Source organism: Escherichia marmotae, from assembly GCF_002900365.1.
GTDB lineage: Bacteria > Pseudomonadota > Gammaproteobacteria > Enterobacterales > Enterobacteriaceae > Escherichia > Escherichia marmotae.
Map to the genome: position 1 here is coordinate 3,192,301 of NZ_CP025979.1, position 23,499 is coordinate 3,215,799.

At 51.4% G+C, this 23,499-nt stretch carries 19 protein-coding genes and 4 tRNA genes; 7 read left to right on the forward strand and 16 right to left on the reverse strand.

All coding sequences use genetic code 11. The features are described 5' to 3' along the window. Positions 1-44 precede the first annotated feature (44 nt). The 5 genes from yigB to lptM are packed head-to-tail and all read right to left on the reverse strand — an operon-like array spanning position 45 to position 3,422. The gene (yigB, locus tag C1192_RS16480; protein WP_001213593.1) at positions 45-761 is read right to left on the reverse strand and encodes a 5-amino-6-(5-phospho-D-ribitylamino)uracil phosphatase YigB; all 717 of its coding nucleotides are present in this window, start codon (positions 759-761) and stop codon (positions 45-47) included. Further along, positions 761-1,657, reverse strand: coding sequence for a tyrosine recombinase XerC (gene xerC, locus C1192_RS16485; protein ID WP_000566225.1), 897 nt, complete (start codon positions 1,655-1,657; stop codon positions 761-763). Before xerC ends, yigB begins: the two co-directional genes overlap by 1 nt. Next, positions 1,654-2,361 (reverse strand): DUF484 domain-containing protein, encoded by a 708-nt coding sequence (locus C1192_RS16490; protein WP_001517383.1) that lies wholly within the window; start codon positions 2,359-2,361, stop codon positions 1,654-1,656. Before C1192_RS16490 ends, xerC begins: the two co-directional genes overlap by 4 nt. Beyond that, the gene (gene dapF, locus C1192_RS16495) at positions 2,358-3,182 is read right to left on the reverse strand and encodes a diaminopimelate epimerase (protein ID WP_001160644.1); all 825 of its coding nucleotides are present in this window, start codon (positions 3,180-3,182) and stop codon (positions 2,358-2,360) included. Before dapF ends, C1192_RS16490 begins: the two co-directional genes overlap by 4 nt. 36 nt (positions 3,183-3,218) lie before the next feature. Further along, positions 3,219-3,422 carry an LPS translocon maturation chaperone LptM gene (lptM, locus tag C1192_RS16500; protein WP_000799886.1) on the reverse strand — a complete coding sequence of 68 codons (204 nt, stop codon included), beginning with the start codon at positions 3,420-3,422 and terminating at the stop codon, positions 3,219-3,221. Between the two features lie 188 nt (positions 3,423-3,610). On the opposite strand from lptM, the gene C1192_RS16505 reads away from it, so the two are divergent. Together C1192_RS16505 and cyaY are read left to right on the forward strand one after the other, a co-directional pair. Beyond that, positions 3,611-5,638, forward strand: coding sequence for a hypothetical protein (locus tag C1192_RS16505; protein WP_038355374.1), 2,028 nt, complete (start codon positions 3,611-3,613; stop codon positions 5,636-5,638). Between the two features lie 47 nt (positions 5,639-5,685). After that, positions 5,686-6,006 carry an iron donor protein CyaY gene (gene cyaY / locus C1192_RS16515; RefSeq protein ID WP_000999948.1) on the forward strand — a complete coding sequence of 107 codons (321 nt, stop codon included), beginning with the start codon at positions 5,686-5,688 and terminating at the stop codon, positions 6,004-6,006. A gap of 39 nt (positions 6,007-6,045) precedes the next feature. Here cyaY and cyaA read toward each other — a convergent pair whose 3' ends face one another. After that, positions 6,046-8,592 carry a class I adenylate cyclase gene (gene cyaA / locus C1192_RS16520; protein ID WP_038355373.1) on the reverse strand — a complete coding sequence of 849 codons (2,547 nt, stop codon included), beginning with the start codon at positions 8,590-8,592 and terminating at the stop codon, positions 6,046-6,048. Positions 8,593-8,977: 385 nt separating this feature from the next. Between cyaA and hemC the strand changes: the two genes are divergently transcribed. The 5 genes from hemC (at position 8,978) to aslA (ending at position 15,418) form a co-directional block, all read left to right on the forward strand. Then, the gene (hemC, locus tag C1192_RS16530) at positions 8,978-9,919 is read left to right on the forward strand and encodes a hydroxymethylbilane synthase (RefSeq protein ID WP_010377386.1); all 942 of its coding nucleotides are present in this window, start codon (positions 8,978-8,980) and stop codon (positions 9,917-9,919) included. Continuing rightward, complete coding sequence (hemD, locus tag C1192_RS16535; RefSeq protein WP_038355372.1) at positions 9,916-10,656, forward strand: uroporphyrinogen-III synthase; 741 nt, start codon at positions 9,916-9,918, stop codon at positions 10,654-10,656. The genes hemC and hemD overlap by 4 nt, the downstream gene beginning before the upstream one ends. Before the next feature lie 21 nt (positions 10,657-10,677). Next, complete coding sequence (gene hemX / locus C1192_RS16540) at positions 10,678-11,883, forward strand: uroporphyrinogen-III C-methyltransferase (RefSeq protein ID WP_038355371.1); 1,206 nt, start codon at positions 10,678-10,680, stop codon at positions 11,881-11,883. 2 nt (positions 11,884-11,885) lie between these two features. Then, positions 11,886-13,082 carry a protoheme IX biogenesis protein HemY gene (gene hemY / locus C1192_RS16545; protein WP_000921776.1) on the forward strand — a complete coding sequence of 399 codons (1,197 nt, stop codon included), beginning with the start codon at positions 11,886-11,888 and terminating at the stop codon, positions 13,080-13,082. A 680-nt stretch (positions 13,083-13,762) separates the two neighbouring features. Next, positions 13,763-15,418, forward strand: a complete 1,656-nt coding sequence (aslA, locus tag C1192_RS16550; RefSeq protein ID WP_038355370.1) for an arylsulfatase AslA — start codon at positions 13,763-13,765, stop codon at positions 15,416-15,418. A 153-nt stretch (positions 15,419-15,571) separates the two neighbouring features. Here aslA and C1192_RS16560 read toward each other — a convergent pair whose 3' ends face one another. The 10 genes from C1192_RS16560 to wzxE all read right to left on the reverse strand — a co-directional run bounded on the left by C1192_RS16560 (position 15,572) and on the right by wzxE (position 23,499). Beyond that, positions 15,572-16,807, reverse strand: a complete 1,236-nt coding sequence (locus tag C1192_RS16560; protein WP_038355369.1) for an anaerobic sulfatase maturase — start codon at positions 16,805-16,807, stop codon at positions 15,572-15,574. 146 nt (positions 16,808-16,953) lie between these two features. Next, positions 16,954-17,030: transfer RNA gene (locus C1192_RS16565), tRNA-Pro, on the reverse strand. 42 nt (positions 17,031-17,072) lie between these two features. Further along, positions 17,073-17,159: transfer RNA gene (locus C1192_RS16570), tRNA-Leu, on the reverse strand. 20 nt (positions 17,160-17,179) lie between these two features. Continuing rightward, positions 17,180-17,255 (reverse strand) — tRNA-His (locus tag C1192_RS16575). Between the two features lie 58 nt (positions 17,256-17,313). After that, positions 17,314-17,390 (reverse strand) — tRNA-Arg (locus tag C1192_RS16580). A 102-nt stretch (positions 17,391-17,492) separates the two neighbouring features. Beyond that, positions 17,493-18,878, reverse strand: coding sequence for a bifunctional threonine/serine APC transporter ThrP (gene thrP / locus C1192_RS16585; RefSeq protein WP_000774725.1), 1,386 nt, complete (start codon positions 18,876-18,878; stop codon positions 17,493-17,495). A 202-nt stretch (positions 18,879-19,080) separates the two neighbouring features. Beyond that, on the reverse strand, positions 19,081-19,821 hold the full coding sequence (gene wecG, locus C1192_RS16590; RefSeq protein ID WP_001064030.1) for a lipopolysaccharide N-acetylmannosaminouronosyltransferase: 741 nt from the start codon (positions 19,819-19,821) through the stop codon (positions 19,081-19,083). A 2-nt stretch (positions 19,822-19,823) separates the two neighbouring features. After that, a complete protein-coding gene (wzyE, locus tag C1192_RS16595) occupies positions 19,824-21,176 on the reverse strand; it encodes an ECA oligosaccharide polymerase (protein WP_000055110.1) in 1,353 nt (450 codons plus the stop codon). After that, positions 21,173-22,252, reverse strand: a complete 1,080-nt coding sequence (gene rffT / locus C1192_RS16600; protein ID WP_001517399.1) for a TDP-N-acetylfucosamine:lipid II N-acetylfucosaminyltransferase — start codon at positions 22,250-22,252, stop codon at positions 21,173-21,175. The genes wzyE and rffT overlap by 4 nt, the downstream gene beginning before the upstream one ends. Continuing rightward, complete coding sequence (wzxE, locus tag C1192_RS16605; RefSeq protein ID WP_016262699.1) at positions 22,249-23,499, reverse strand: lipid III flippase WzxE; 1,251 nt, start codon at positions 23,497-23,499, stop codon at positions 22,249-22,251. Before wzxE ends, rffT begins: the two co-directional genes overlap by 4 nt.

A 23,499-nucleotide genomic window follows, 5' to 3' on the forward strand; every position in this document is an offset into this window, starting at 1 on the left:
AACGCCCTCCGCCAAAAAGCTGGGTATATATACAGAGTTGCTGATTATATCAGCGAGGTCAGAGATGCCAACCGGGAAATTTCCAGATGCGGCAGTAAACGGCTGTCCCAGGTTTGCATCAGATCGCCATTTTCCGGTTTGATCCAGCACGCCTGCATTCCGCTGCGAATTGCCCCACCAACGTCGGTGGTGAGATCATCGCCAACATGCAGGATCTCACCGATCGGCACATTGAGTTTTTCTGCCGCCAGAAAGTACATATCGCTGAACGGTTTCGAGCGCCCGTGCGGGCCAGCACGCAGCACGAACTCAAAGTAATCGCCCAGGCCAAACAATTCAGGCTGGGCGTTACCGTTGGTGATCGCCACCAGCGGCCATTTCTTCGCCAGTTGTTTTAAGGTGTCGTGAGTTTGCTGCGGCACATCAATACGGCTGCGCCATTTAGCAAAGTTGATCATCGCCGCGTGTGCGCCTGCACTGGCCTCTTCGGCACTCAGCCCGGCGTCGAGCATGGCTTGTTCGATAGAACGAAAACGCCAGCGCGTCACATCATGATAAATCTCTGGTTCCGCTTCCCGTACCGCCTGGCGCAGACGTTGCAGATCTTCATTCTGGAAGCTACGCAGCGCCGGATGATAATTTTGCACAAAGATAAGTGCTTCTTGCTCGGTACGTTGGATCACCGGACGGTTATCGTAAAGGGTATCATCCAGGTCAAAAGTGAGCGCCGAGATGCGCCCCAAAGGCCGGTAAAAACGCATTATTTCCCCCGTTTGGCGCGTGGATGCGCCGCATCGTACACCGAGGCAAGGTGTTGAAAATCAAGATGAGTATAGATTTGCGTGGTGGAGAGGTTGGCATGGCCCAGCAGCTCCTGCACACCACGAAGATCGCCGCTCGACTCCAGCATATGCGTGGCGAACGAGTGACGTAATTTATGCGGGTGAACGTGATTATTCAGCCCTTGTTTTATGCCCCATTCGGCAAAGCGTTTTTGCACATTACGCGCGGATATGCGTTTCCCCTGTTTCGACAGGAAAAGCGCATCGTCTTCGCAACCAAACAGGTCACGCAAATCAAGCCAGTGCTCAATCCACGCCACCGCGTTGCGACCAATCGGCAAACGACGTTCTTTGCTGCCTTTACCCATCACCCATACTTCACCGGACTCCAGGTCGAGGTGTTTGATGTCCAGCCCCACCAGTTCGGAAAGACGCAGACCTGCACCGTACATCACTTCCAGCATTGCCCGGTCGCGCACGGCGAGGGGATCATTGATATCGATATCCAGCAGCCGATTCATATCATCGACATCGATATTTTTTGGCAGATGGCGTGCCGCTTTCGGTGCCGAAACACCTTTCGCCGGGTTGGCTTTGAGTTCATTCTGGCTGACCAGCCAGTCAAAAAAGCTACGTAGCGCAGAGAGGCGTAATGCGAGGCTTGCTGCTCCCAGCCCTTTACGACGACTGCGTACAGCAAAATTACGCACCATCGTCACATCACATTGTTGCCAGCTTTGCAGGTCGTTTTCACTGGCAAAATTGATGATCGCCTCAAGCTGGCGTCGGTAGTTAAGCAGAGTTATCGGGCTAAGTTGACGCTCCACGCTCAGATAGCGTAGATAGCGTTCCACATCGGTATGTAAATCGATCATACGCGTTCAATCCAACGCTCCAGAAGCTCCGGCATCATCAGCGCAATTTCATGGAGTAACTGCGTTCCTTGCCCTTGTTGATAGTGACTGGCATCCCGGCTGGTGAACAGTACGACACCTAAATCAGCATCACTTCCCAACATCGACATCGCTACTGATCCCACCGCTTTCGCTTCCGGCAGCACCACCAGCAGTTCAGGCCCGTTAAGCGGCCCCAGATAATGCTGTTCCTGCCCCAGACGCTGAATACGCAGTGGTTCAAAAGCCTGACGACTCAATGCCAGATAGGTATAGTTCGACGGCGCGCCTAAACGCCAGCGATCCGGGAACAGACGCAGACTCGCGCCCGCCAGACCGAGATCGCGTGCCCAACGGTGAAAGCGCATTAGCATATCGTCGAGACTGCTGGCAGCAGTGAGAGTGCGCTGCAGATAAAGTAAGCGATAAAACAGGCCTTCGTTGGCGGTAGCCTGTTCCATCAACAGCGCCATATTCTCTTCCAGAACATGAATATGGTTACGCGCGCGGGCCATATGCCATTCGACGAGTGAAACGGTGCCACGTACCGGATGCGGCACCCGAATTGCCTCTACTGCGTGCGCATTGCGGATAAAAAACTCAGGATTTTTAATCAGATAATCGACAACCGCTCGGTCATCAAGCTCCGTGAGTGTTTCCTGTAGTTCTTCCCCTGGTTGCTTCATAGATGAATAAATCCGTCGTAAACATGTACTGCCGGACCCGTCATATATAACGGATGACCCGGACCTTTCCAGGCGATATCAAGGCGACCGCCAGGGAGTTCCACACGTACTTCTTCGGCCAGCAAACCTTGCTGAATCCCTACCGCTACTGCCGCACACGCGCCGCTGCCACAGGCCTGAGTTTCTCCTGCCCCACGTTCATAGACTCGTAAACGAATATGCTCGCGCTTAACCACTTGCATAAAACCGATATTGGCACGTTCCGGGAAGCGTTCGTGGTTTTCCAGAACAGGGCCTAGTGTTTCTACCGCCGCAGTATCGACATCATCGACCTGAATCACGCAGTGTGGATTACCCATTGACACCACACCGCATAAGATTGTCTGCTCGGCGGCGCGCATAATATAGGTCTTTTCCGCTTTGTTGGCGCGAAACGGCACGGCGGAAGGTTCGAAATTTGGTTCGCCCATATTTACCCGCACCAGATCATCATCGGTGACGGTCAGCACCATCCGACCATTGGCGGTGCTAACGCGAATATCGCGCTTATTGGTCAGCCCTTTCAGGCGTACAAAGCGGGCAAAGCAGCGTGCGCCGTTGCCGCACTGCGCCACTTCACTACCGTCAGCATTAAAAATACGATAGTGGAAATCGAGTTCTGGATCGTAAGGCGGCTCGACCACCAATAGCTGATCAAAACCCACACCCAGGTGCCGATCCGCCAGACGACGAATCAGATCCGGTGAAAAAAAGACATTCTGCGTTACCGCGTCGACGACCATAAAATCGTTGCCAAGGCCATGCATTTTCGAGAACTGCATTATCTACTCCATTCACGCGGGTACAGAAACTGACTTTTAGTAATTCACCTGAGATGGGCCATCGCCAGTGGCGCGGTCGTTTTTATCCGGCAACGTGGATTGCGTTTGCGTATCTACCGGTTTGGTCGGCGGTGGCGCGTTTTTATCTGCGGGCGGGAAATAGAGCGGACCTTTCAGACCGCAGCCCGTCAGGCTGAAAAGAGTCAGTAATACAGTGAGTGCCTTAAACACGTTTTTCATTATGGATTGCCTGTAAAGTTCATCGCTTTCTGCTTTCTATCATCGCAGGAGAAGACGTAAAAGCAAGCGTTTAGCGACTCTTTATGAAGTCTGAAAAGTGAGGAATTGCTGCGAGTATAACGCTTACACGCAGGGATTTATGTTTTGCTGGTGGTTTCGTGATCGACACCTCGCGCCAGGATGGCTTTATGCACTATCGCAATGTGGTTTGTTTGTTGTCTTGTTCGCTGTTCTTATCGTCAGCATGGGGATGTCGGCTTGATGAGCCTGAACATAATATTTACCAGCAACAGGAAAAAGGCGTGGTGTACTTGCGCCCTTATGAAGAAACAAATCTTTCTCTTCCTAGCGTAAATTACAAAAGATTACGTCGTTTACCCAATTTATTAATAAACCCAACAACACAAGACGAATGGAATAAAGAACCACCTCTGACTGATCTAACAACTGACTACCTCTATGAGGGCGCACAGGCCTGGTATCCTCATTACGCCTGGCATAGCGATGGTCGCTATATTCTCTACGCGGGTGAAGTTGTGAAAAACCCTCCAGACAAACCACCCGTTGATGTCGCCTCATTCAAGGCATGGGGAGATTTTGCCGCAGATAAAAACAGTCTCTATTTCGAAGGCAAGCGCACCGATGACAATGGCGGAGAAAATAGTTTAGATATTAAAACGCTGCATCAGGTGAAATTCCGTTTCCCCTGGAAACCTGACTTTCTGGGGCTGATATTACGTGACGCTAATTTCTTATATGTCGATGGGCATCGCCTTGCAGATCCCGATAGTTTCCGCGTACTGGCGCAAAAGACCTGGGATCAGCGAGGAAAGTTTTCCACCGCTTTTAACCCCTGCGTTGCTGTGCCGTTCGGCCCCTGGGATACGCTGGCCCGTACACACACGAAAATTATAATCAATGGTGAACAGCTTGATGCCGACCCGGAAACATTCACTGTCGTGCGCTGGATGCCCGGCTCACTCTTGACCTGGCGTGATAAAAACGGGCTGCAGCGGAATGTACTGAATCAGGGTAATCTGGATAAAGATATGGCAAAGAACTGTGCAGCGTTCAATTTACAGGAACACAACGTTTCATGGCGTAAAGGGCCAAAATGCCAGCAAGAAATACTACCCGGTCTCGATCCAGAACAATTTCACCCTCTTAGTAAAACCGTCGCGCAATATCAGGACAAGCTGTACGTCATCAAAAAAACGGAATTTGGTGAAAACAGGCTGGATATCGTCACGCTGGATAACCCTAATTTGGTGATAGATAAACGCTTTAACGCAGGGAGAACCCACGGCTATTTACTGACCAAATTACAAATTGATGGTGAAGAAGAAGATGGACTCCAGGTATTCGAGTCTTCCGGGCCGCTTATCCTGATGGATTATCGTGTTCCCGATGAACGTGAGGCTCACCTTGGCGATAGCCCCCACTACAAGAAATGGTACGCGCACAACGATCGTTATATTTACACATTCGATGGCTCACAGCTCTGGCGCTACCCAACGCCCAATACCAAAGCCGTGCGGGTGAAATGGAAAACCGAAGATTCAGGATATGGCTATTGGGCAAACTACCGCAGTGGTAATCTTGACGGCAGACTTCTTGAGAACGGCGTGTTTATTCCAACGGGAATTTCCTATAACTCATCCGTTAACCTTGCGCAATATTCCAATGGCGAAAGCTCTTTTCTCATCAACGAAACCGGTATTCTCTGGCGTAAGCTTCGCTCTACAGACCAGCAATGGAGTCAATGGGAAAAACTCCCCGATATTGACCCAAAAGAATTTCATCCAATCACCAAGCGTATCGCGCAGTACAAAAATAATCTGTACGTTGCGAAATTATCGCCTTTCGGTGAGGACACACTGGAAATCCTAACGCTCGATTCTTCTGCACCTTTCCTGAACCAACGAATTAACGCCGGGGAAGACCATGGCTACTTTATGCGCTCTTCCCGTTTACGCGACGATATTCAAATTTTTGCCATTGATGGATCATTGAAGACCACCGAACGCTTCGCTTATGACAATCGCTATGTTTATACCTGGAACGGCAACCAACTTTATCGAACCGCATCGCCCTGTCCGGCAAAGACACGTAATTTGAATCAGAACATGTTTTCATCCAATGATGACATCATCATCTTGAAGACAGAGAAAGAGTGTCGCAAAACACCAGACATTGGGCAAACTTTGAAGCCCTGACACCATGCCGCTATACTGCCGCCATCACTTAAAAACAGGATACAACAATGAACGACAGTGAATTTCATCGCCTGGCTGATCAACTGTGGCTGACCATTGAAGAGCGTCTGGACGACTGGGATGGTGACAGCGATATCGACTGCGAAATCAACGGCGGCGTGCTGACCATTACCTTTGAAAACGGCAGCAAAATCATTATCAACCGTCAGGAACCGCTGCACCAGGTGTGGCTGGCGACCAAACAGGGCGGCTACCATTTTGACCTGAAAGGCGACGAGTGGGTTTGCGATCGTAGCGGCGAAACCTTCTGGGATTTGCTGGAGCAGGCTGCAACGCAGCAGGCGGGAGAGGCGGTAAGCTTCCATTAAGATGGCATGCCGGATAAGCCTCGCTTTCCGGCACATCCATCACGAAAAATATTGCTGTAACAGCGGCGTGTCGTTGTCCTGATTGGCAGGCGGCATGTTACCGATAGATTTGGTACGGAACGGAATGACCTGTTCGCGACCATCGACCTTCACAATCTGGTAAAACTGCGGCAGGTTAAAGTTGATGAAACTGGAGCCGTAAGTGAAACGATCGTGCGATGACGAGTAGAAGCGACTGACATCACGCACCAACTCCTCTTTGCTACCCTCGCAGTGGTGATACACCTCAACGCGGTTACTTTCGTCGAGAATGTAGATATTAAAGCCGTTCTCATCGTGTGTTTCTTCGAAGAAGAACTGGATGATCCCTTCGCTGGCGAAGCCGTCCACCACCGCCGGTAATTTAACGTGATTAGTCTCAACCTGCACTGACAAACCATGCAGTTTGTTATGCGAGATCGCGCCATAAAACTCGATGGCATTTTCCAGTTTCTGTACCGATACATTCAGGCGTTCGAAGAACAAACCCCAGGTCTGGCCAGAAACGCGCAACGCTTTAAAGCGCCCGGTTTCCTGGCGGGTGCTGGAAAGACGCAGTTCAATGCACTCAGAAACCAGTTGCTGCACGCGAGTACGGATTAATCCGCGCAAATGCTGGCTATAACAGAACACTTCCACGCTATCAGGGGGGGCAGCGTCCTGATGCATTTTGCCGAGGATGGTTTTCAGGGCTTCAATCATCGACTGCTCGCCGTTGAAATGCAGCGTGCGCACTTCATTCCATGAGTTGCGATACAGCAGGTCAACACTACCCACCAGACATTTTTGCTCTTCGCCAAAGCTGAAGACGTCCAGCTTACGGAAATCGAAATGTACTACCTGATTACGAAACGCTGTCGTCGGGTCATATTCCAGGTTGACGATAATCGCCAGATGGCGGATCTCACAAGGACTGTAGAGCGCTTTCGGTGTCGGCGCAGGTAAGCGCAACGGGAAATGGTGCGACACATCAGCCACCATCTCTTGCAGCTTAGGCAGATCGACAATGCCGTTGCCTTTAATGTACAAACGGGTGCGCGAGGTCAGCAGTCCGTTAAACCATGCCCACGCCACCAATTTGTTCAGGTAACGGTTATATTCCAGCGGTTGATGGCTGATGATCGACTCAATTGTCGGCGCACGGTTATACAAATACCAGCCAGAGCGATTAGCACGCCCCGGCGGTACATAAATAAAGGTCAGATTTGGCTCGGAAAGATCCGGTGAAATCTGCGGGTTTACCAGCGTCACTTTCCCCGGTAATGCTTCAAACGCAGCGTACAGTTTACGCGTCAGCACACCGATATCCTGCGGGCTGGCAGAAACGCTAAGGTTATTGCGACGCGCAAAGCGGATCAGATTACGGTAACTCTGCATCATCGCATCGAGCAGTTCGTTGTGCGCTTCACGCACCTGATCAATCTTCCAGTTAGCGCGGTTATCCAGCATCGTCAGGCGAGATTCGTCCCAACTCCACTCTTTCACCAGTTGGCTTAACACTTCACGACGCCAGCCCACGCAGGTGCGTTCGCGGCTTAATTTTTCGCACACTTTTAAATAAAAGCAGCGGCGCACCAAATCCAGACGGGTGAAATCTTCAATCGCCGTCAAATATTCGGTAACGCGCTCCAGCATCATGCAGTACGGATCGAGGCCAAATGACACTATCTCGCCGTCGTGCAAACGCTGTTTGATATCTTTCGCCAGCAGGCGTGGATTAGGGTATTCCCAGGAATAGGCTTCCAGCAGCAGTGTTTTCAGCACCGCTTTGTACGGGGAGTCGATACTTTTGTAGAGCTGCCAAAGGCTGGCACCGAAGTACTCTTCAGCAGAAAGCGAGCTTAAACCACCGAGATCCAGCCATTCATTTGGCGTCAGTACGCCCTGCGCGTAAAGCGTCATTACATAATCATCGTAATGCTCTTCTTCGTCGCACGGCACCATATTCCACAGAATACGCTTACCGGCGAGACGCACGGCGGTACGGTAAAATTCATCAAGTAGCAGTATATGCTGGGTGGAGCCACAATCTTCGCCCCCCAGACTGCCACTTTCGTTGTGGCGGAAACGGTTTTCATCAATCAGGAAGAAGCTAACTTCCACCCCCAATGAGGCGGCCCAGCTTTCCAGCAAGCTGCATTTACGTTGCAGTAACTGACGCTCTTCGCTATCCAGCCACGATTGATGGCAGACCCAGATATCCAGATCAGAGGAACAACTTTGCCCTATGGACGAGGTGCTGCCCATTGTGTATACGCCAGTAATTGGAAGCTCGCCTTTTGGCGGGTCCTGTACTGACATTCCACGATACAGTTCCAGTTCGTTCAGGTAGTGGCGTTGGGTTTCATCAGGCGTATAAAGGCAAATGCCCTTGGGAACGTTACCATCAAGGTAACCCGGCATTAGCGGATGGTGATAGTGCAACAATGTCGGCAGCAGACTGTAGACCTGTTGGAATGCAGGCCCCATAGCAGCAAGCGCGCGATCCACGCGCAATTGATTTATGGCATCCAGTCTCTGTTTCAGAGTCTCAATATAGAGGTACAAGACGTATCGCCTGATTTGCTACCCGTCATGTCTGTGATTCCGGCAACATCAACGGAAACACGCGACATTCGGGATATTTCGTATGTCAAAGGTAACCGTACCACTTTCCGCGCCTGGTTTTTTTAGTTTCACGACGAAAAAATGGTCTAAAACGTGATCAATTTAACACCTTGCTGGTTGACCGTAAAGAAAGATGCGCTACATACAAGTGTAGCACTGTTTATTCTCTGTAAATTCCTTATTACGACGGCTTGAAGCGCCTGTCAGGATCCACCGCCTGGCTATATTTTACGTTTTGCTCAGGCATCTACGTTTCACCACAACACTGACATCGCTCCGGCAAGGATGTTAGGATGGACCATGGATGATAATGACGGTAACAAGCATGTTAGACAATGTTTTAAGAATTGCCACACGCCAAAGCCCACTTGCACTCTGGCAGGCACATTATGTCAAAGACAAGTTGATGGCGAGCCATCCAGGGCTGGTGGTTGAACTGGTGCCGATGGTGACGCGCGGCGATGTGATTCTTGATACGCCGCTGGCGAAGGTAGGCGGGAAAGGCTTATTTGTGAAAGAGCTGGAAGTCGCGCTCCTGGAAAACCGTGCCGATATCGCCGTACATTCAATGAAAGATGTGCCGGTTGAATTTCCGCAAGGTCTGGGGCTGGTCACCATTTGCGAGCGTGAAGATCCTCGCGATGCCTTTGTCTCCAATAACTATGACAGTCTGGATGCGTTACCTGCGGGCAGCATCGTCGGAACTTCCAGCTTACGCCGTCAGTGCCAACTGGCTGAACGCCGTCCGGATCTCATTATCCGTTCTCTGCGCGGCAATGTCGGTACTCGTCTGAGTAAACTGGATAATGGCGAATACGATGCCATTATTCTTGCCGTGGCTGGCTTAAAACGTTTAGGGCTGGAGTCACGCATTCGCGCCGCGCTGCCGCCAGAAGTTTCTCTTCCGGCTGTAGGACAAGGTGCGGTGGGCATTGAATGCCGCCTTGATGATACGCGCACCCGCGAGCTTCTTGCCGCGCTCAATCACCACGAAACTGCACTGCGCGTCACCGCCGAACGCGCCATGAATACCCGTCTTGAAGGCGGTTGCCAGGTGCCGATTGGTAGCTACGCCGAACTTATTGATGGCGAAATCTGGCTGCGTGCACTGGTCGGCGCACCGGACGGTTCGCAGATTATTCGCGGTGAACGCCGTGGTGCGCCGCAAGATGCCGGGCAAATGGGCATTTCGCTGGCAGAAGAGCTATTGAATAACGGCGCACGTGAAATCCTTGCTGAAGTCTATAACGGAGACGCTCCGGCATGAGGATCCTGGTCACCCGCCCGTCTCCCGCTGGAGAAGAGTTAGTGAGCCGTCTGCGCACACTGGGGCAGGTGGCCTGGCATTTTCCGCTGATTGAGTTTTCCCCTGGTCGGCAATTGCCACAACTTGCCGACCGGCTGGCGGAGCTGAGCGAAAGCGATCTGTTGTTTGCCCTTTCGCAACATGCCGTTGCTTTTGCCCAGTCACAGCTACATCAGCAAGGTCTTAAGTGGCCCACCCTACCCACTTATTTCGCTATTGGCCGTACCACGGCGCTGGCGCTGCATACCGTGAGCGGACATGAAGTTCGTTATCCGCATGATCGGGAAATCAGCGAAGTCTTGCTACAATTACCTGAATTACAAAATATTGCGGGAAAACGTGCGCTAATTTTACGTGGCAACGGCGGTCGTGAGCTGATTGGGGAAACCCTGACGGCACGCGAGGCTGAAGTTACTTTTTGCGAATGTTATCAACGATGCGCCATTCATTACGATGGTGCAGAAGAAGCGATGCGCTGGCAGTCCCGCGAAGTGACAACGGTCGTTGTTACCAGCGGTGAAATGTTGCAACAGCTCTGGTCGCTGATTCCACGATGGTATCGTGAGCACTGGTTACTACGCTGTCGACTACTGGTCGTCAGCGAGCGTCTGGCGAAACTCGCCCGGGAACTGGGTTGGCAAGACATTCAGGTCGCTGATAACGCTGACAACGATGCGCTTTTACGGGCATTACAATAACTCTCATAACAGGAAGCCATAATGACGGAACAAGAAAAAACCTCCGCCGTGGTTGAAGAGACCAGGGAGGCCGTGGACACCACGCCACAATCTGTCACAGTAGAAAAAAAGAGTAATAACAGTACTGCTCTGATTTTAAGTGCGGTGGCTATCGCTATTGCTCTGGCTGCAGGTGTCGGTTTGTATGGCTGGGGTAAACAACAGGCCGTCAATCAGACGGCCACCAGCGATGTCCTCGCTAACCAGCTCACTGCGCTACAAAAAGCCCAGGAGAGCCAAAAAGCAGAACTGGAAGGTATCATCAAACAACAGGCTACGCAGTTAGAGCAGGCAAACCGTCAGCAAGAAGCGTTAGCAAAACAACTGGATGAAGTTCAACAAAAGGTCGCCACCATTTCCGGAAGCGATGCTAAAACCTGGCTGCTGGCGCAGGCAGATTTTCTGGTGAAGCTCGCCGGACGTAAGCTGTGGAGCGATCAGGACGTCACCACCGCCGCTGCGCTACTGAAAAGCGCAGATACCAGCCTGGCCGATATGAATGACCCAAGTCTTATTACCGTTCGCCGGGCAATTACCGATGACATCGCCAGCCTTTCTGCGGTATCACAGGTCGATTATGACGGTATCATCCTCAAGTTGAATCAACTTTCTAATCAGGTAGATAACCTGCGTCTGGCCGACAATGACAGTGACGGTTCACCAATGGATTCCAATGGTGAAGAGCTTTCCAGCTCCATCAGCGAATGGCGTATCAATCTGCAAAAGAGCTGGCAGAACTTTATGGATAACTTCATTACGATTCGGCGTCGTGATGACACCGCCGTACCCCTGTTAGCGCCGAATCAAGATATCTACCTGCGCGAAAATATTCGTTCCCGTCTGCTGGTCGCAGCACAAGCTGTACCGCGTCATCAGGAAGAAACCTACCGCCAGGCGCTGGAAAACGTCTCTACCTGGGTACGTGCTTATTACGACACTGACGATGCCACTACCAAAGCGTTTCTCGACGAAGTGGATCAGCTAAGTCAGCAGAATATTTCGATGGATCTCCCGGAAACCCTGCAAAGCCAGGCAATGCTGGAAAAGCTGATGCAAACCCGCGTGCGTAATCTGTTGGCACAGCCTGTAGCACCAGCAACGGAAGCTAAATCTGCACCTGCACCTGCACCTGCACCTGCACCTGCACCGCAAGCTGATACTCCGGCAGCCGCGCCGCAAGGAGAATAACCATGCTAAAAGTGTTGTTACTCTTTGTTCTGCTTATTGCGGGGATCGTGGTTGGTCCGATGATTGCCGGGCATCAGGGTTACGTACTGATTCAAACCGACAACTACAATATCGAAACCAGCGTCACGGGTCTGGCGATCATTTTTATACTGGCAATGGTGGTGCTGTTTGCTATCGAGTGGCTACTGCGACGGATTTTCCGCACCGGCGCGCACACCCGCGGTTGGTTTGTCGGGCGTAAACGCCGCCGCGCACGTAAGCAGACCGAACAGGCGCTGCTGAAACTGGCGGAAGGTGATTACCAGCAGGTTGAAAAGCTGATGGCGAAAAATGCCGATCACGCTGAACAACCGGTAGTGAACTACCTGCTGGCTGCTGAAGCCGCACAACAACGCGGCGATGAAGCGCGCGCCAATCAGCATCTGGAACGCGCAGCAGAACTTGCAGGCAATGACACCATTCCGGTAGAAATTGCCCGCGTGCGCCTGCAACTGGCACGCAATGAAAATCATGCTGCACGCCACGGCGTAGATAAGTTGCTGGAAGTCACGCCACGCCATCCTGAAGTGCTGCGTCTGGCGGAACAAGCTTATATCCGCACCGGTGCGTGGAGTTCGCTGCTGGACATCATCCCGTCAATGGCAAAAGCTCACGTTGGTGATGAAGAACATCGCGCAATGCTGGAACAACAGGCATGGATTGGCCTGATGGATCAGGCTCGTGCTGATGACGGTAGTGAAGGTTTGCGAAACTGGTGGAAAAATCAAAGCCGGAAAACGCGTCATCAGGTGGCGTTGCAGGTGGCAATGGCAGAACATCTTATTGAGTGTGACGATCATGACACCGCCCAGCAAATTATCATCGACGGCCTGAAACGCCAGTATGACGATCGCCTGCTGCTACCAATCCCACGCCTGAAAACCAATAATCCAGAACAACTGGAAAAGGTGCTGCGCCAGCAGATTAAAAACGTGGGCGATCGCCCGCTGTTGTGGAGCACATTGGGTCAGTCGCTGATGAAGCATGGCGAATGGCAGGAAGCATCTCTCGCCTTCCGCGCGGCGCTGAAACAACGCCCGGATGCCTACGATTATGCATGGCTTGCTGACGTGCTGGACAGACTGCACAAGCCGGAAGAAGCCGCTGCAATGCGCCGCGACGGTTTGATGCTGACGTTACAGAACAACCCACCGCAGTAATCCTTTCTCACCTGGAGGCGCAGAGCCTCCGGGCCTTTCCTGAATAGATAAAAAAACGCCTGCTCTTATTACGGAGCAGGCGTTAAAACAGGTCTGTATGACAACAAGTGGGTGCTTCACTCAACGTTGTGTCCATGGTGTCTGATGAGGCAAAAGCGACATCTGTCAGTGGACGATAAGCACCGTAAACGGCTCTGCGTCATTCCTGAGTTTATGAGGCACTAAGGCGAACATAAGAGATGGAATGAGCATCTACTCAGTTATTATGCCACAGAGGATGGGGTAATAACATCCCCTAATACTTGTTATGAGAAAAATCTGTAACCCTTTTTTCTTCATATTTAATAAATTACCGAGTAAATCCTTCCCTTAGCCTGATGCTTTTTTATATGTGATATGAATGATTAAATATAATCAATTAATGATACGCATATTAATTACAGACAAAACTAAAAACAGCATCAATAATCAACGCGATATAATAAACACGCCTTACATATCGCATGCACGGGGGGTAGGATTGAAAACGCTCTCCTGATATTTCAATTTATTCTTAAGATAAATAGATAATTTATTTTCATCATCATTATTTATGAAATCATCCTGTCAGGGAGAGGGACCTCAATTATCAATGCTTAACTACGCCATCATTTTGATGACATGAAACCGGAGCATTTTGCATGGAAATTTCGTTTTCACCCAAACTACTGGCGGTCGCAGTCGCCGCCGCTCTTCCATTAATGGCCAGCGCTGCAGATACCCCGTCAACCGCTACCGCGCGCGAAGGTTTTTCTGGTTACGATCACCCAAATCAATATCTGGTTAAACCGGCAACCCAAATTGCCGATAATATGATGCCGGTAATGCAGCACCCGGCGCAGGATAAAGAAACCCAGCAGAAACTGGCAGAACTTGAGAAAAAAACCGGTAAGAAACCGAACGTGGTTGTTTTCTTGCTGGACGATGTGGGCTGGATGGACGTTGGCTTTAACGGCGGCGGCGTGGCGGTGGGTAACCCAACGCCAGATATTGACGCCGTTGCCAGCCAGGGGCTGATTTTGACGTCTGCTTATTCACAACCCAGTTCTTCACCAACCCGCGCAACGATCCTCACTGGACAGTATTCCATCCACCACGGCATTTTGATGCCGCCGATGTACGGACAACCTGGCGGTCTGCAAGGGTTAACGACACTACCGCAACTGCTGCACGATCAAGGCTATGTCACCCAGGCCATCGGTAAATGGCACATGGGGGAAAACAAAGAGTCGCAGCCGCAAAACGTTGGCTTTGATGATTTCCGTGGCTTTAACTCGGTGTCTGATATGTATACCGAATGGCGCGATGTTCACGTCAATCCGGAAGTCGCCCTGAGTCCGGACCGTTCTGAGTACATCAAGCAATTACCGTTCAGCAAAGATGACGTTCATGCGGTGCGCGGCGGTGAGCAGCAAGCCATTGCCGATATTACGCCGAAGTATATGGAAGATCTTGATCAACGCTGGATGGAATATGGCGTTAAGTTCCTCGACAAAATGGCGAAGAGCGATAAACCATTCTTCTTGTATTACGGTACGCGCGGCTGCCACTTCGATAACTACCCGAATGCCAAATATGCCGGTAGTTCTCCGGCACGCACCTCTTACGGCGACTGCATGGTAGAAATGAACGATGTGTTCGCTAATCTCTATAAAGCACTGGAGAAAAATGGTCAGCTTGATAACACGCTGATTGTCTTTACCTCCGATAACGGTCCGGAAGCCGAAGTGCCACCGCACGGTCGCACACCGTTCCGTGGCGCGAAAGGTTCTACCTGGGAGGGCGGCGTTCGCGTACCCACCTTCGTGTACTGGAAAGGCATGATCCAACCGCGTAAATCCGACGGTATTGTCGATCTGGCCGATCTCTTCCCAACCGCGCTGGATCTGGCGGGGCATCCTGGGGCTAAAGTGGCGAATTTAGTGCCGAAAACGACCTTTATCGATGGTGTTGACCAGACCTCTTTCTTCCTCGGAACAAATGGTCAGTCTAACCGTAAGGCCGAGCACTACTTCCTCAACGGCAAACTTTCTGCTGTGCGTATGGATGAGTTCAAGTATCACGTACTGATTCAGCAACCTTACGCTTATACCCAGAGCGGATATCAGGGTGGATTCACCGGCACAGTAATGCAAACGGCGGGGTCGTCGGTGTTTAACCTGTACACCGATCCGCAGGAAAGCGACTCCATCGGCGTGCGGCATATTCCGATGGGTGTACCTCTACAGACCGAAATGCACGCGTATATGGATATCCTGAAAAAATATCCGCCACGCGCGCAGATTAAATCTGATTAATTCAGCGCTATCGCTACATCGGGTTGCGCTGCCCATGCCGGATGAGGCGCGAACGCCTTATCCGGCCTACAAAATCTTGAAAATTCAATATATTGCATCGTTCTGTAAGCCGGATAAGATGCGTCAGCATCGCATCCGGCAATCAATCACTTTTTACTTATTCACCACCATCAAATGCGCCTGCATAATGTCGCTGGCCGGGCGGCCGTGCGCCAGCAAATCAGCCATTGCTTTAAGATATGGCGGTAGATGGCGGAAATAACACTGATAACCAATGCACAAATAATTCAGCCCCGGTTTGCCGCTGGCATCGAGCATAAAGCGGTGTTTCGGGCAACCTCCCCAGCACGCTTTTAACACGTTGCAACTGCGACACTGCGCCGGTAACTGCTTAAATTTATCTTCACCAAACGCCTGCTGTTGCGGGGAATCTACCATTTCTGCAATCGTCTGCTGAAGCATATTCCCCAGTCGATATTGCGGATAGACAAAGTGATCACAGGTGTAAACATCGCCGTTGTGCTCAACAATCACCGAACGCCCGCAGGTTGGCTGATGATGGCAAACCGCGCCAGGCGCGCCGACAAAATTGGCAAATGCCCATTCGATATTCATCACGAAAATCTTACCGACGTCGCGTTTGATCCAGTGATCGAAAATCGTCACCAGAAATTCACCGAACTCTTGCGGGCGCACCGACCATTCCGTCAGTTCCCCCTGAATATCGCCAGGCGCTCGTAATTTCAGTCCGTCGTGGGCTGCTGTTTCATCTGCCAGACGTTCCACCACCGGAATAAACTGGATGAACTCAACGCCCGCATCACGCAAAAATTCATAGACCTGCAACGGTTGCAGCACGCTGGTGCGATTGACGCACGCCAGAACGTTATAATCAACGTGATATTTTTGCAGTAGTTTAAGCGCGCGCATCACCAGTTTATGCGTTGGTCTGCCGCCTTTGGTAACGCGGTATTGATTATGGATCTCTGCCGGGCCGTCCAGCGATAAGCCAACCAGAAAATGATTTTCTGCCAGAAACGCACACCATTCGTCATCCAGCAGCACGCCGTTAGTCTGGAAGCTGTTACTTACCCGCCTGCCTGCACCATATTTTGCCTGTAGTGCCACAGCGCGGCGGTAAAATTCCAACCCCGGCAGTGTTGGCTCTCCGCCTTGCCAGGTAAAAGCAACTTCGTTTTGTGGTTCACTGGCAGCGATATAGTGGCGGACATACGCTTCCAGCGTGTCATCGTCCATATGTGTGACAGGATGTTCGCGGTAGAGAGAGTGTTTTTCGAGATAAAAACAGTAGTCACAGTTCAGATTACAATCGGAACCGCTCGGTTTCGCCATCACATGAAAAGCACGCGTTGGAACCTGTTGCAGCATAGTCGCTCCTTGCCTGAAATCGTCCTTCAATAAGTTAAGGGCGAAATCATACCGTGTGGCAATGAGTTACTACGGGCGTTTATTGCGAAGGGAGAGTGATGGAATACACAGAAAACAAAAAACCCCGCCGAAGCGGGGTTCAAAATTGGTCGGCGAGAGAGGATTCGAACCTCCGACCCACTGGTCCCAAACCAGTTGCGCTACCAAGCTGCGCTACTCGCCGAAATACTGCTTTTTGAATTTTTAGTTCAATTCTTTAAAGTCGTGGTGCGAGGGGGGGGACTTGAACCCCCACGTCCGTAAGGACACTAACACCTGAAGCTAGCGCGTCTACCAATTCCGCCACCTTCGCATTTTCACAACTTCTAATAATGGGGTGGCTAATGGGATTCGAACCCACGACAACTGGAATCACAATCCAGGGCTCTACCAACTGAGCTATAGCCACCACTACAAATCTTGTTACGCGGTATTACTACCACCGCAGCTCAAGCGCCGGGACTAAATGGCGCGCCCGACAGGATTCGAACCTGAGACCTCTGCCTCCGGAGGGCAGCGCTCTATCCAGCTGAGCTACGGGCGCTTAGCGCCGTTGCGGGAGTGGATAATACGGACTTCCCACCCCTCTGTCTAGTCCCTTTTTAAATAAAATGCGCGTTTGGTTACGCTTTGCGCATTTTGCTGCTTATTCCTCCAGTTTATGCGCTTTACCGTGGCGATTAAGCCCAAAAACTTTGTAAATCGCCGTCACCGCCAGCATGAAGATGATGCCGACAAACAGCGACATACGAGTATCTTCATTAAAGTACATGCCGATCAAAACGCAAATAAGGAACGCCATTGTCACATAATTTGCCCACGGGAACAGAATGGAGCGGAACGGATGGCTGGCAATCGCCGCTTTGTGCGCACGACGAAAACGCAGTTGGCTTATCAGGATCACAAACCACGGCACCATCCCCGGCAGCACGCTGGCGCTGTAGACGTAAACAAACACACGCTGCGGATTGGGAATGATGTAGTTCAGGCACGAGCCAATTAACAGGATGGCAATGGATACCGCTACTCCCGCAACCGGCACGCCGTGACGAGAAACTTTTGCCATCGCCGCCGGTAACTGACGGTTTTTCGCCAGTGCATAAAGCATACGTCCGCAACTGTACATACCGCTGTTACAGCCAGAAAGCGCCGCCGTCAGTACCACAAAGTTGATAATACCCGCGGCTGCGGTAATGCCAATTTTGGCGAAAGTCAGTACAAACGGGCTGCCATTGCTGCCAATTTCATTCCACGGGAAGATGGTGACGATAACGAAGATCGCGCCTACGTAGAAAATAAGGATTCGCCACAGCACTTTGCCTACCGCACTGCGCAACGTCACCTGCGGATTTTTCGCTTCACCGGCAGTAATGCCAATCAGCTCCACACCCTGGTAGGACGCCACCACGATACACAGCGCCGTCAGGAACCCTTTCCAGCCACCCGCAAAGAAACCGCCGTGCTCAGTGAGATTGCCAAAACCAATCGACTGCCCGCCATTGCCAAAGCCAAAGAAAATCACGCCCAGGCCAATGACTATCATAACGATGATCGTGGTGACTTTGATCATCGCGAACCAAAACTCGATTTCACCATACAGTCTGACCGCCGCCAGATTCGCCAGCGCCACCAGCGCCACCGCGATCAATGCAGGTATCCACTGTGCCATCTCCGGGAACCAGAACTGGACGTAGACGCCAATGGCAGTGATTTCCGAGATCCCCACCGCCATCCACATGAACCAGTAAGACCAGGCAGTGAGATAGCCAAAAAACGGGCTCATATAACGATGTGCGTAGACGGCGAACGAACCGGTAACCGGCTCAAGGAATAACATTTCGCCCATTGAGCGCATGATGAAAAAGACGAACAGCCCGGCGATGATATAGGCCAACAATACAGATGGCCCAGCCCATTTTAGGGTGCTGGCGGCCCCCATAAACAGACCAACGCCAATGGTGCCCCCCAGGGCGATGAGTTCGATATGTCGAGCTTCCAGCCCACGCTGTAGCTCTGGTTTGTTATCTGCCATAAATCCTCGTGTTGTGTTTGCATGTTTTTCCGGTGTTACCGGTTATCGTTATGGGTACATCGAGTGTTGCGAATGTTTTCGTAATTCAGGAGAAATGGCAAATGAAGCATTAAAAATTTGAATGCTTTGTGTAATAAAACAGCAGGAAGGTGAAGAACAGGCGACATTGTGAACACTTATGCCGCCAGCGAGAGAGGGAAAATCAGAGGTTGCCGGTGTAATGCCAGCGTAAATAGCGCAGTAAACGGAGCTGACGCTTAATGCGACTCGGCTGCGAAAGCAGGCGATAGAGCCACTCCAACCCCAGTTTTTGCCAGATTTTCGGCGCGCGTTTCACATGGCCAGTAAAAACATCGTACGTTCCGCCAATGCCCATATAAAGCGCATCAGGATGCACCTGACGGCAGTCGCGCATGAAGATTTCCTGTTTTGGCGATCCCATTGCGACAGTGACGATTTGCGCGCCACTGGCATGGATACGCTCAAACAGCGCCTGACGCTGCTCGGGTTTGAAATAACCATCCTGGCTGCCAACGATATTCACATTCCACTGGCCGCGCAGTTTAGTTTCGGTCTGCGCCAGTACTTCAGGTTTGCCGCCAACAAGAAAAACGGGCGTCCCTTCTTTTCCTGCGCGAGCCATCAGCTCTTCCCAGAGATCGGCTCCAGCTACGCGGGAAACCTGTGACTGAGGATATTTTTTACGTACCGAACGCACGACGCTAATGCCATCGGCATATTTAAATTCGGCAGCGTTAATTAACGCCCTGACCTCGGCGTTATCTTCAATGGTCAGCATTTTTTCGGCATTAATGGCAACCAGCGTTCCCTGCTTAAGCTGCCCATCAGCGAACAGATAATCGAGGGCATGCTGCATATCACGCCAACCGATCAACTGTAAGCCACGCAGCGTATAGGTCGGTGCTGTGGTGTTGTTATTCATTGTTATCCTTCAATCTGCGTCCGGAGCGATGATTTTATTCGTTTATGAATGAGTCCGGCGCTATCAAAAAGCCAGTACAGTAGTTTTGCAATCATCAGGCTTGCACCGAAGACCACGATAAAAAAGACCACCCGCGAGACAAATGAATCCAGTCCTTCGCGCGCCAGCACGATCATATTGAAGATCGCCCCAAAGCAGAAACTGTGCAAAATCGCTGCCTTATAGCGATTGGTTTCGCGGTTGCCCAGCTCATACAGCCAGTCGAACCATTTTATAATCAGGCCAACCACAATCGCCCCAAGCGGAATAAACAACACACCGCCCATCACCACCAGTGAGCCGATAAGCGTAGGTGAGATAGCCAGCCCGGAGTGATTATTCAGCACTTCCCAGGTGAAATAGTTGGCGGAGTTCAGCACCATACTGGGCCGACCCGGCCACAGCCAGGAAGGAATAAAGACATAGAAATCACGGACAATCGGTGCCAGCCCCTGGAAGTCGATGTTGTCGTAGTTCTGCAATAGCAACGCCAGATTCTCCCACGGCGAGAAAGTGTCGCGGGTGAGATAGAGAAACGTGTAGAAAGCTTCATCACCGCTCACGTTCATTCCGTAGCGTTTTAGCGCCAGCCAGAACATACCGACAATCCCCAGCACGCCTGCCGCTGCCAGCATCCACAGTGAAATCCAACCGCGAATAATGCCGATAAACAGGAAGATAGCGAACGCGATAATGATATTGGCGCGAGTGCCACCGACAATCATGTAGGTCAGCAATCCAAAGGCAACGGTACTGACGAGGAAAAACAGCCATGCTTTGCTGTCCTGGCGCAGAAAATAGACCACCAGCATCGCCGGGATAAAAAAGTAAAAGAAGCGCTTTAACGCCACGCCGGAGACTTCACTGGAAAAGATCTGACTGTAGGAGTTAAGTCGGAACAACAAAAAGCCGTTGTGCATGAAGAAGATGCCGACACTGACCAACGCGATGCCCATCAGGAGAAACCAGGTAAGATTGGTTTCCACGCGATTCATGGTAAACACTGGACGGCGCGGTGCATCGGCAACACTTTTGCGTAAGCGGGTTTTGTAGGTGACGTAATAAACCGCGTAAAAGCAGCCCGCAGAAAGCAACGCCTGCAACAAGATTTCTGGCGGCGCGACACCAACATCAAAGCGGAATACCAGTACGCTGGTCAGCGGAAATCCGAAGAAAAACGTCAGCAAAAAAAGCAATGAAAAGAAGATATTGAAGTTAAACCGCACGCGGCGAAACTCAAACCAGGTCAGCGTGGCGATAAACAGCGTACAGAGCAGCCAGACAACAAACAGGCCGCTGAATTGCAGCAGGCTCATGCGACCTCCCCAGCGGCAATTGCCAGCGCCCGATGCCAGCCTTGCAGATAGTTTGGACTAAAGAAGGCAATGTGGTTTTTATCTACCGACGCCAACTGGCGCTGCGCTTCACGCACAATATCCTCATTGAGATCGTCAGTGGTAAACAGCACCGGCAAATGTTGCTCCGTCATATCCTGCCAGAACGGGTTTTCCCGATTAAGTACGCAGGGGATGCCAGCCTGAATCAACAAGCACAGCGTACCGATACCTTGCTGACGGGCAAAAATAAAGTAGCCGAGATCGCACTGGCGAAGTAGTGCCAGATAAGCGTCAAAATCCATTTTTTCGCTCAGAATTTGCAGATTTTCTTCGCTGAATAATTCCAGCCCCGCCTGACGAACTTCGTTGATATACGCATCGTTGTTGGCCGGATATCCCATCGGCACCACCACTTTCACCGTATCGCCAAACTGCCGATGCACAGCGCGTAAGGCAGCGATGTGTTCATTACTGCGATCGCCGGAGTTCCCCACCAGAATAGTCATTTTCCCTTCACGTTGCCGATCGTTAGCCATCGTATTGAGAGAAGGATCCATCCGGGTTGGGAAGTAAATCAGTTCGCCTCGCACCTTTGGATGCGTTCTGGCAAAAAAGCTCAAGTCTCCCCGAGTGGCAAATACACAGCCCACTCGCTTTTGTGCCAGGCGGCGCAGCGGATAAAAGAGCTTATATCTCAAGCCACTGGAAAGTTCATACAAATCAGCGCCCCATATATGCCAGTAAAACTGGCTGGGCTTGATTCCGCCGCTAAGCAGCGCCAGCCATAGTTTTGGATTGAACTGGCCATGGAAGAAAAACCGCTGTTGACGGTTAGCTTTCGCTTTCGCGATAACCGCTTCAGCCAGTGATTTTTTGTCTGCAAAAAAGCGGATAGTGAGCGCCGGACAGCTATCACTTAAGCCGTCGTCCTTGCCTGCAACCATAAACTCACGCGCGTGCTCGCTTGTCGCAGCCAGCGCGTCGTTGAAAAACCGCAAAACGGTTTGGTTATGGTGAGGGATATCCGATCCCAAAACGTGAATCAGTACAGTCATGCCCGCCTACGCCAGAGTAAAAACACGCCACAACAAAGAGAAAAATAGACGATATAGGTTGCCATATATGCCTGCGCCGCGCCCAGCGCGCCATGCGCGGGGATCAACCAGTGGGCAAATACCATCAACAACGTGAACTGACTGACTTCCGCCAGAATATAAAACCGGAGCGACGCTTTGGCGATCACCAGATAACCAAAGACATAAGCGCCCACTTTTAACACATCGCCAACCAACTGCCAGGCAAAGAGATCGCGCATGGCGGTAAATTTGTTCGATAAAAGTAGCCAGATGGCAAAGTCACGCAGCAACCAGACTGTAAAACTCGCCGCTGCCACCGCCGGTAGAACGAATTTCAGCGACTTCACCACTTCGCGGGTGATATCGCGCTTTTCTGTTAGCCGCGACAGAGTGGGCAGTAAATACACGCTAAAAGAGGCGGTAATGAATTGCAGGTAGGCGTCGGAAATACTACTTACGCCTTGCCAGATCCCCACCTCATCCCAGCTATACTGCGCCGCCAGCAACTTACGCATCATGATGTAAGCAACGGGCAAGGTCACCGAAGTAATCAGCGCCATTAACGTGAACTTACTCAACTGCCCCGCCAGACCGCTATCCCAACTGGGTTTCAGATAGCTTAACGGGATAGCGCCACGTTTGATCAACATGATGGCAGCCGGAATCACCACCAACGCAGGAATCAGCGCCAGCCCAAGCAACGCGCCTTCATAGCCACCAAAACGGTAACTGACGTAGTAAGCGATAACACCAATCAGGCTGCCAACAATCAGCGATAACGCATTACCCGCGGCATCGCGAAAGCCTTTCATCAGCGCCAGCAACAGGTTGCCCCAGGCGATACCCATTTGCACCAGCGCCACTAAACGTACCAGCCCCTGGTAGTCAGTATTCCCGAACAATCCCTGGCTGATCGGAGCGGCTGCCAGCACAAAAATCAGCGCCATCAGCGTGGAGAAACCAAGCACCATCGCTGATGATGTACCCACCACACGACGTAGCTGCTGCGGATTATCATGATACTGGGCAACGTATTTGGTTACGCCGTTAAAAATGCCCGCCCCGGCAAGCACGCCGAGTACGGTAATCAACTGACGGAAGTTAGCCGCCAGCCCCAGCCCTGCCGGACCAAATGATACCGCCAGCAGCTTACCGACCAGTAACCCGGCACCAATCTTGACCAGCGTACTGGCCGCCGTCCATAAGGACGCTTTCGCCAGCGACAT

Bases quoted from the DNA above. Each gene is read 5' to 3' on its own strand.
- hemD (WP_038355372.1), top strand. From the start codon at position 9,916: ATGAGGATCCTGGTCACCCGCCCGTCTCCCGCTGGAGAAGAGTTAGTG.
- hemY (WP_000921776.1), top strand. From the start codon at position 11,886: ATGCTAAAAGTGTTGTTACTCTTTGTTCTGCTTATTGCGGGGATCGTG.
- C1192_RS16560 (WP_038355369.1), bottom strand. From the start codon at position 16,807: ATGCTGCAACAGGTTCCAACGCGTGCTTTTCATGTGATGGCGAAACCG.
- hemX (WP_038355371.1), top strand. From the start codon at position 10,678: ATGACGGAACAAGAAAAAACCTCCGCCGTGGTTGAAGAGACCAGGGAG.
- aslA (WP_038355370.1), top strand. From the start codon at position 13,763: ATGGAAATTTCGTTTTCACCCAAACTACTGGCGGTCGCAGTCGCCGCC.
- wzyE (WP_000055110.1), bottom strand. From the start codon at position 21,176: ATGAGCCTGCTGCAATTCAGCGGCCTGTTTGTTGTCTGGCTGCTCTGT.
- C1192_RS16490 (WP_001517383.1), bottom strand. From the start codon at position 2,361: ATGAAGCAACCAGGGGAAGAACTACAGGAAACACTCACGGAGCTTGAT.
- wzxE (WP_016262699.1), bottom strand. From the start codon at position 23,499: ATGTCGCTGGCGAAAGCGTCCTTATGGACGGCGGCCAGTACGCTGGTC.
- cyaY (WP_000999948.1), top strand. From the start codon at position 5,686: ATGAACGACAGTGAATTTCATCGCCTGGCTGATCAACTGTGGCTGACC.
- thrP (WP_000774725.1), bottom strand. From the start codon at position 18,878: ATGGCAGATAACAAACCAGAGCTACAGCGTGGGCTGGAAGCTCGACAT.
- yigB (WP_001213593.1), bottom strand. From the start codon at position 761: ATGCGTTTTTACCGGCCTTTGGGGCGCATCTCGGCGCTCACTTTTGAC.
- xerC (WP_000566225.1), bottom strand. From the start codon at position 1,657: ATGATCGATTTACATACCGATGTGGAACGCTATCTACGCTATCTGAGC.
- wecG (WP_001064030.1), bottom strand. From the start codon at position 19,821: ATGAATAACAACACCACAGCACCGACCTATACGCTGCGTGGCTTACAG.
- lptM (WP_000799886.1), bottom strand. From the start codon at position 3,422: ATGAAAAACGTGTTTAAGGCACTCACTGTATTACTGACTCTTTTCAGC.
- C1192_RS16505 (WP_038355374.1), top strand. From the start codon at position 3,611: ATGCACTATCGCAATGTGGTTTGTTTGTTGTCTTGTTCGCTGTTCTTA.
- dapF (WP_001160644.1), bottom strand. From the start codon at position 3,182: ATGCAGTTCTCGAAAATGCATGGCCTTGGCAACGATTTTATGGTCGTC.
- hemC (WP_010377386.1), top strand. From the start codon at position 8,978: ATGTTAGACAATGTTTTAAGAATTGCCACACGCCAAAGCCCACTTGCA.
- rffT (WP_001517399.1), bottom strand. From the start codon at position 22,252: ATGACTGTACTGATTCACGTTTTGGGATCGGATATCCCTCACCATAAC.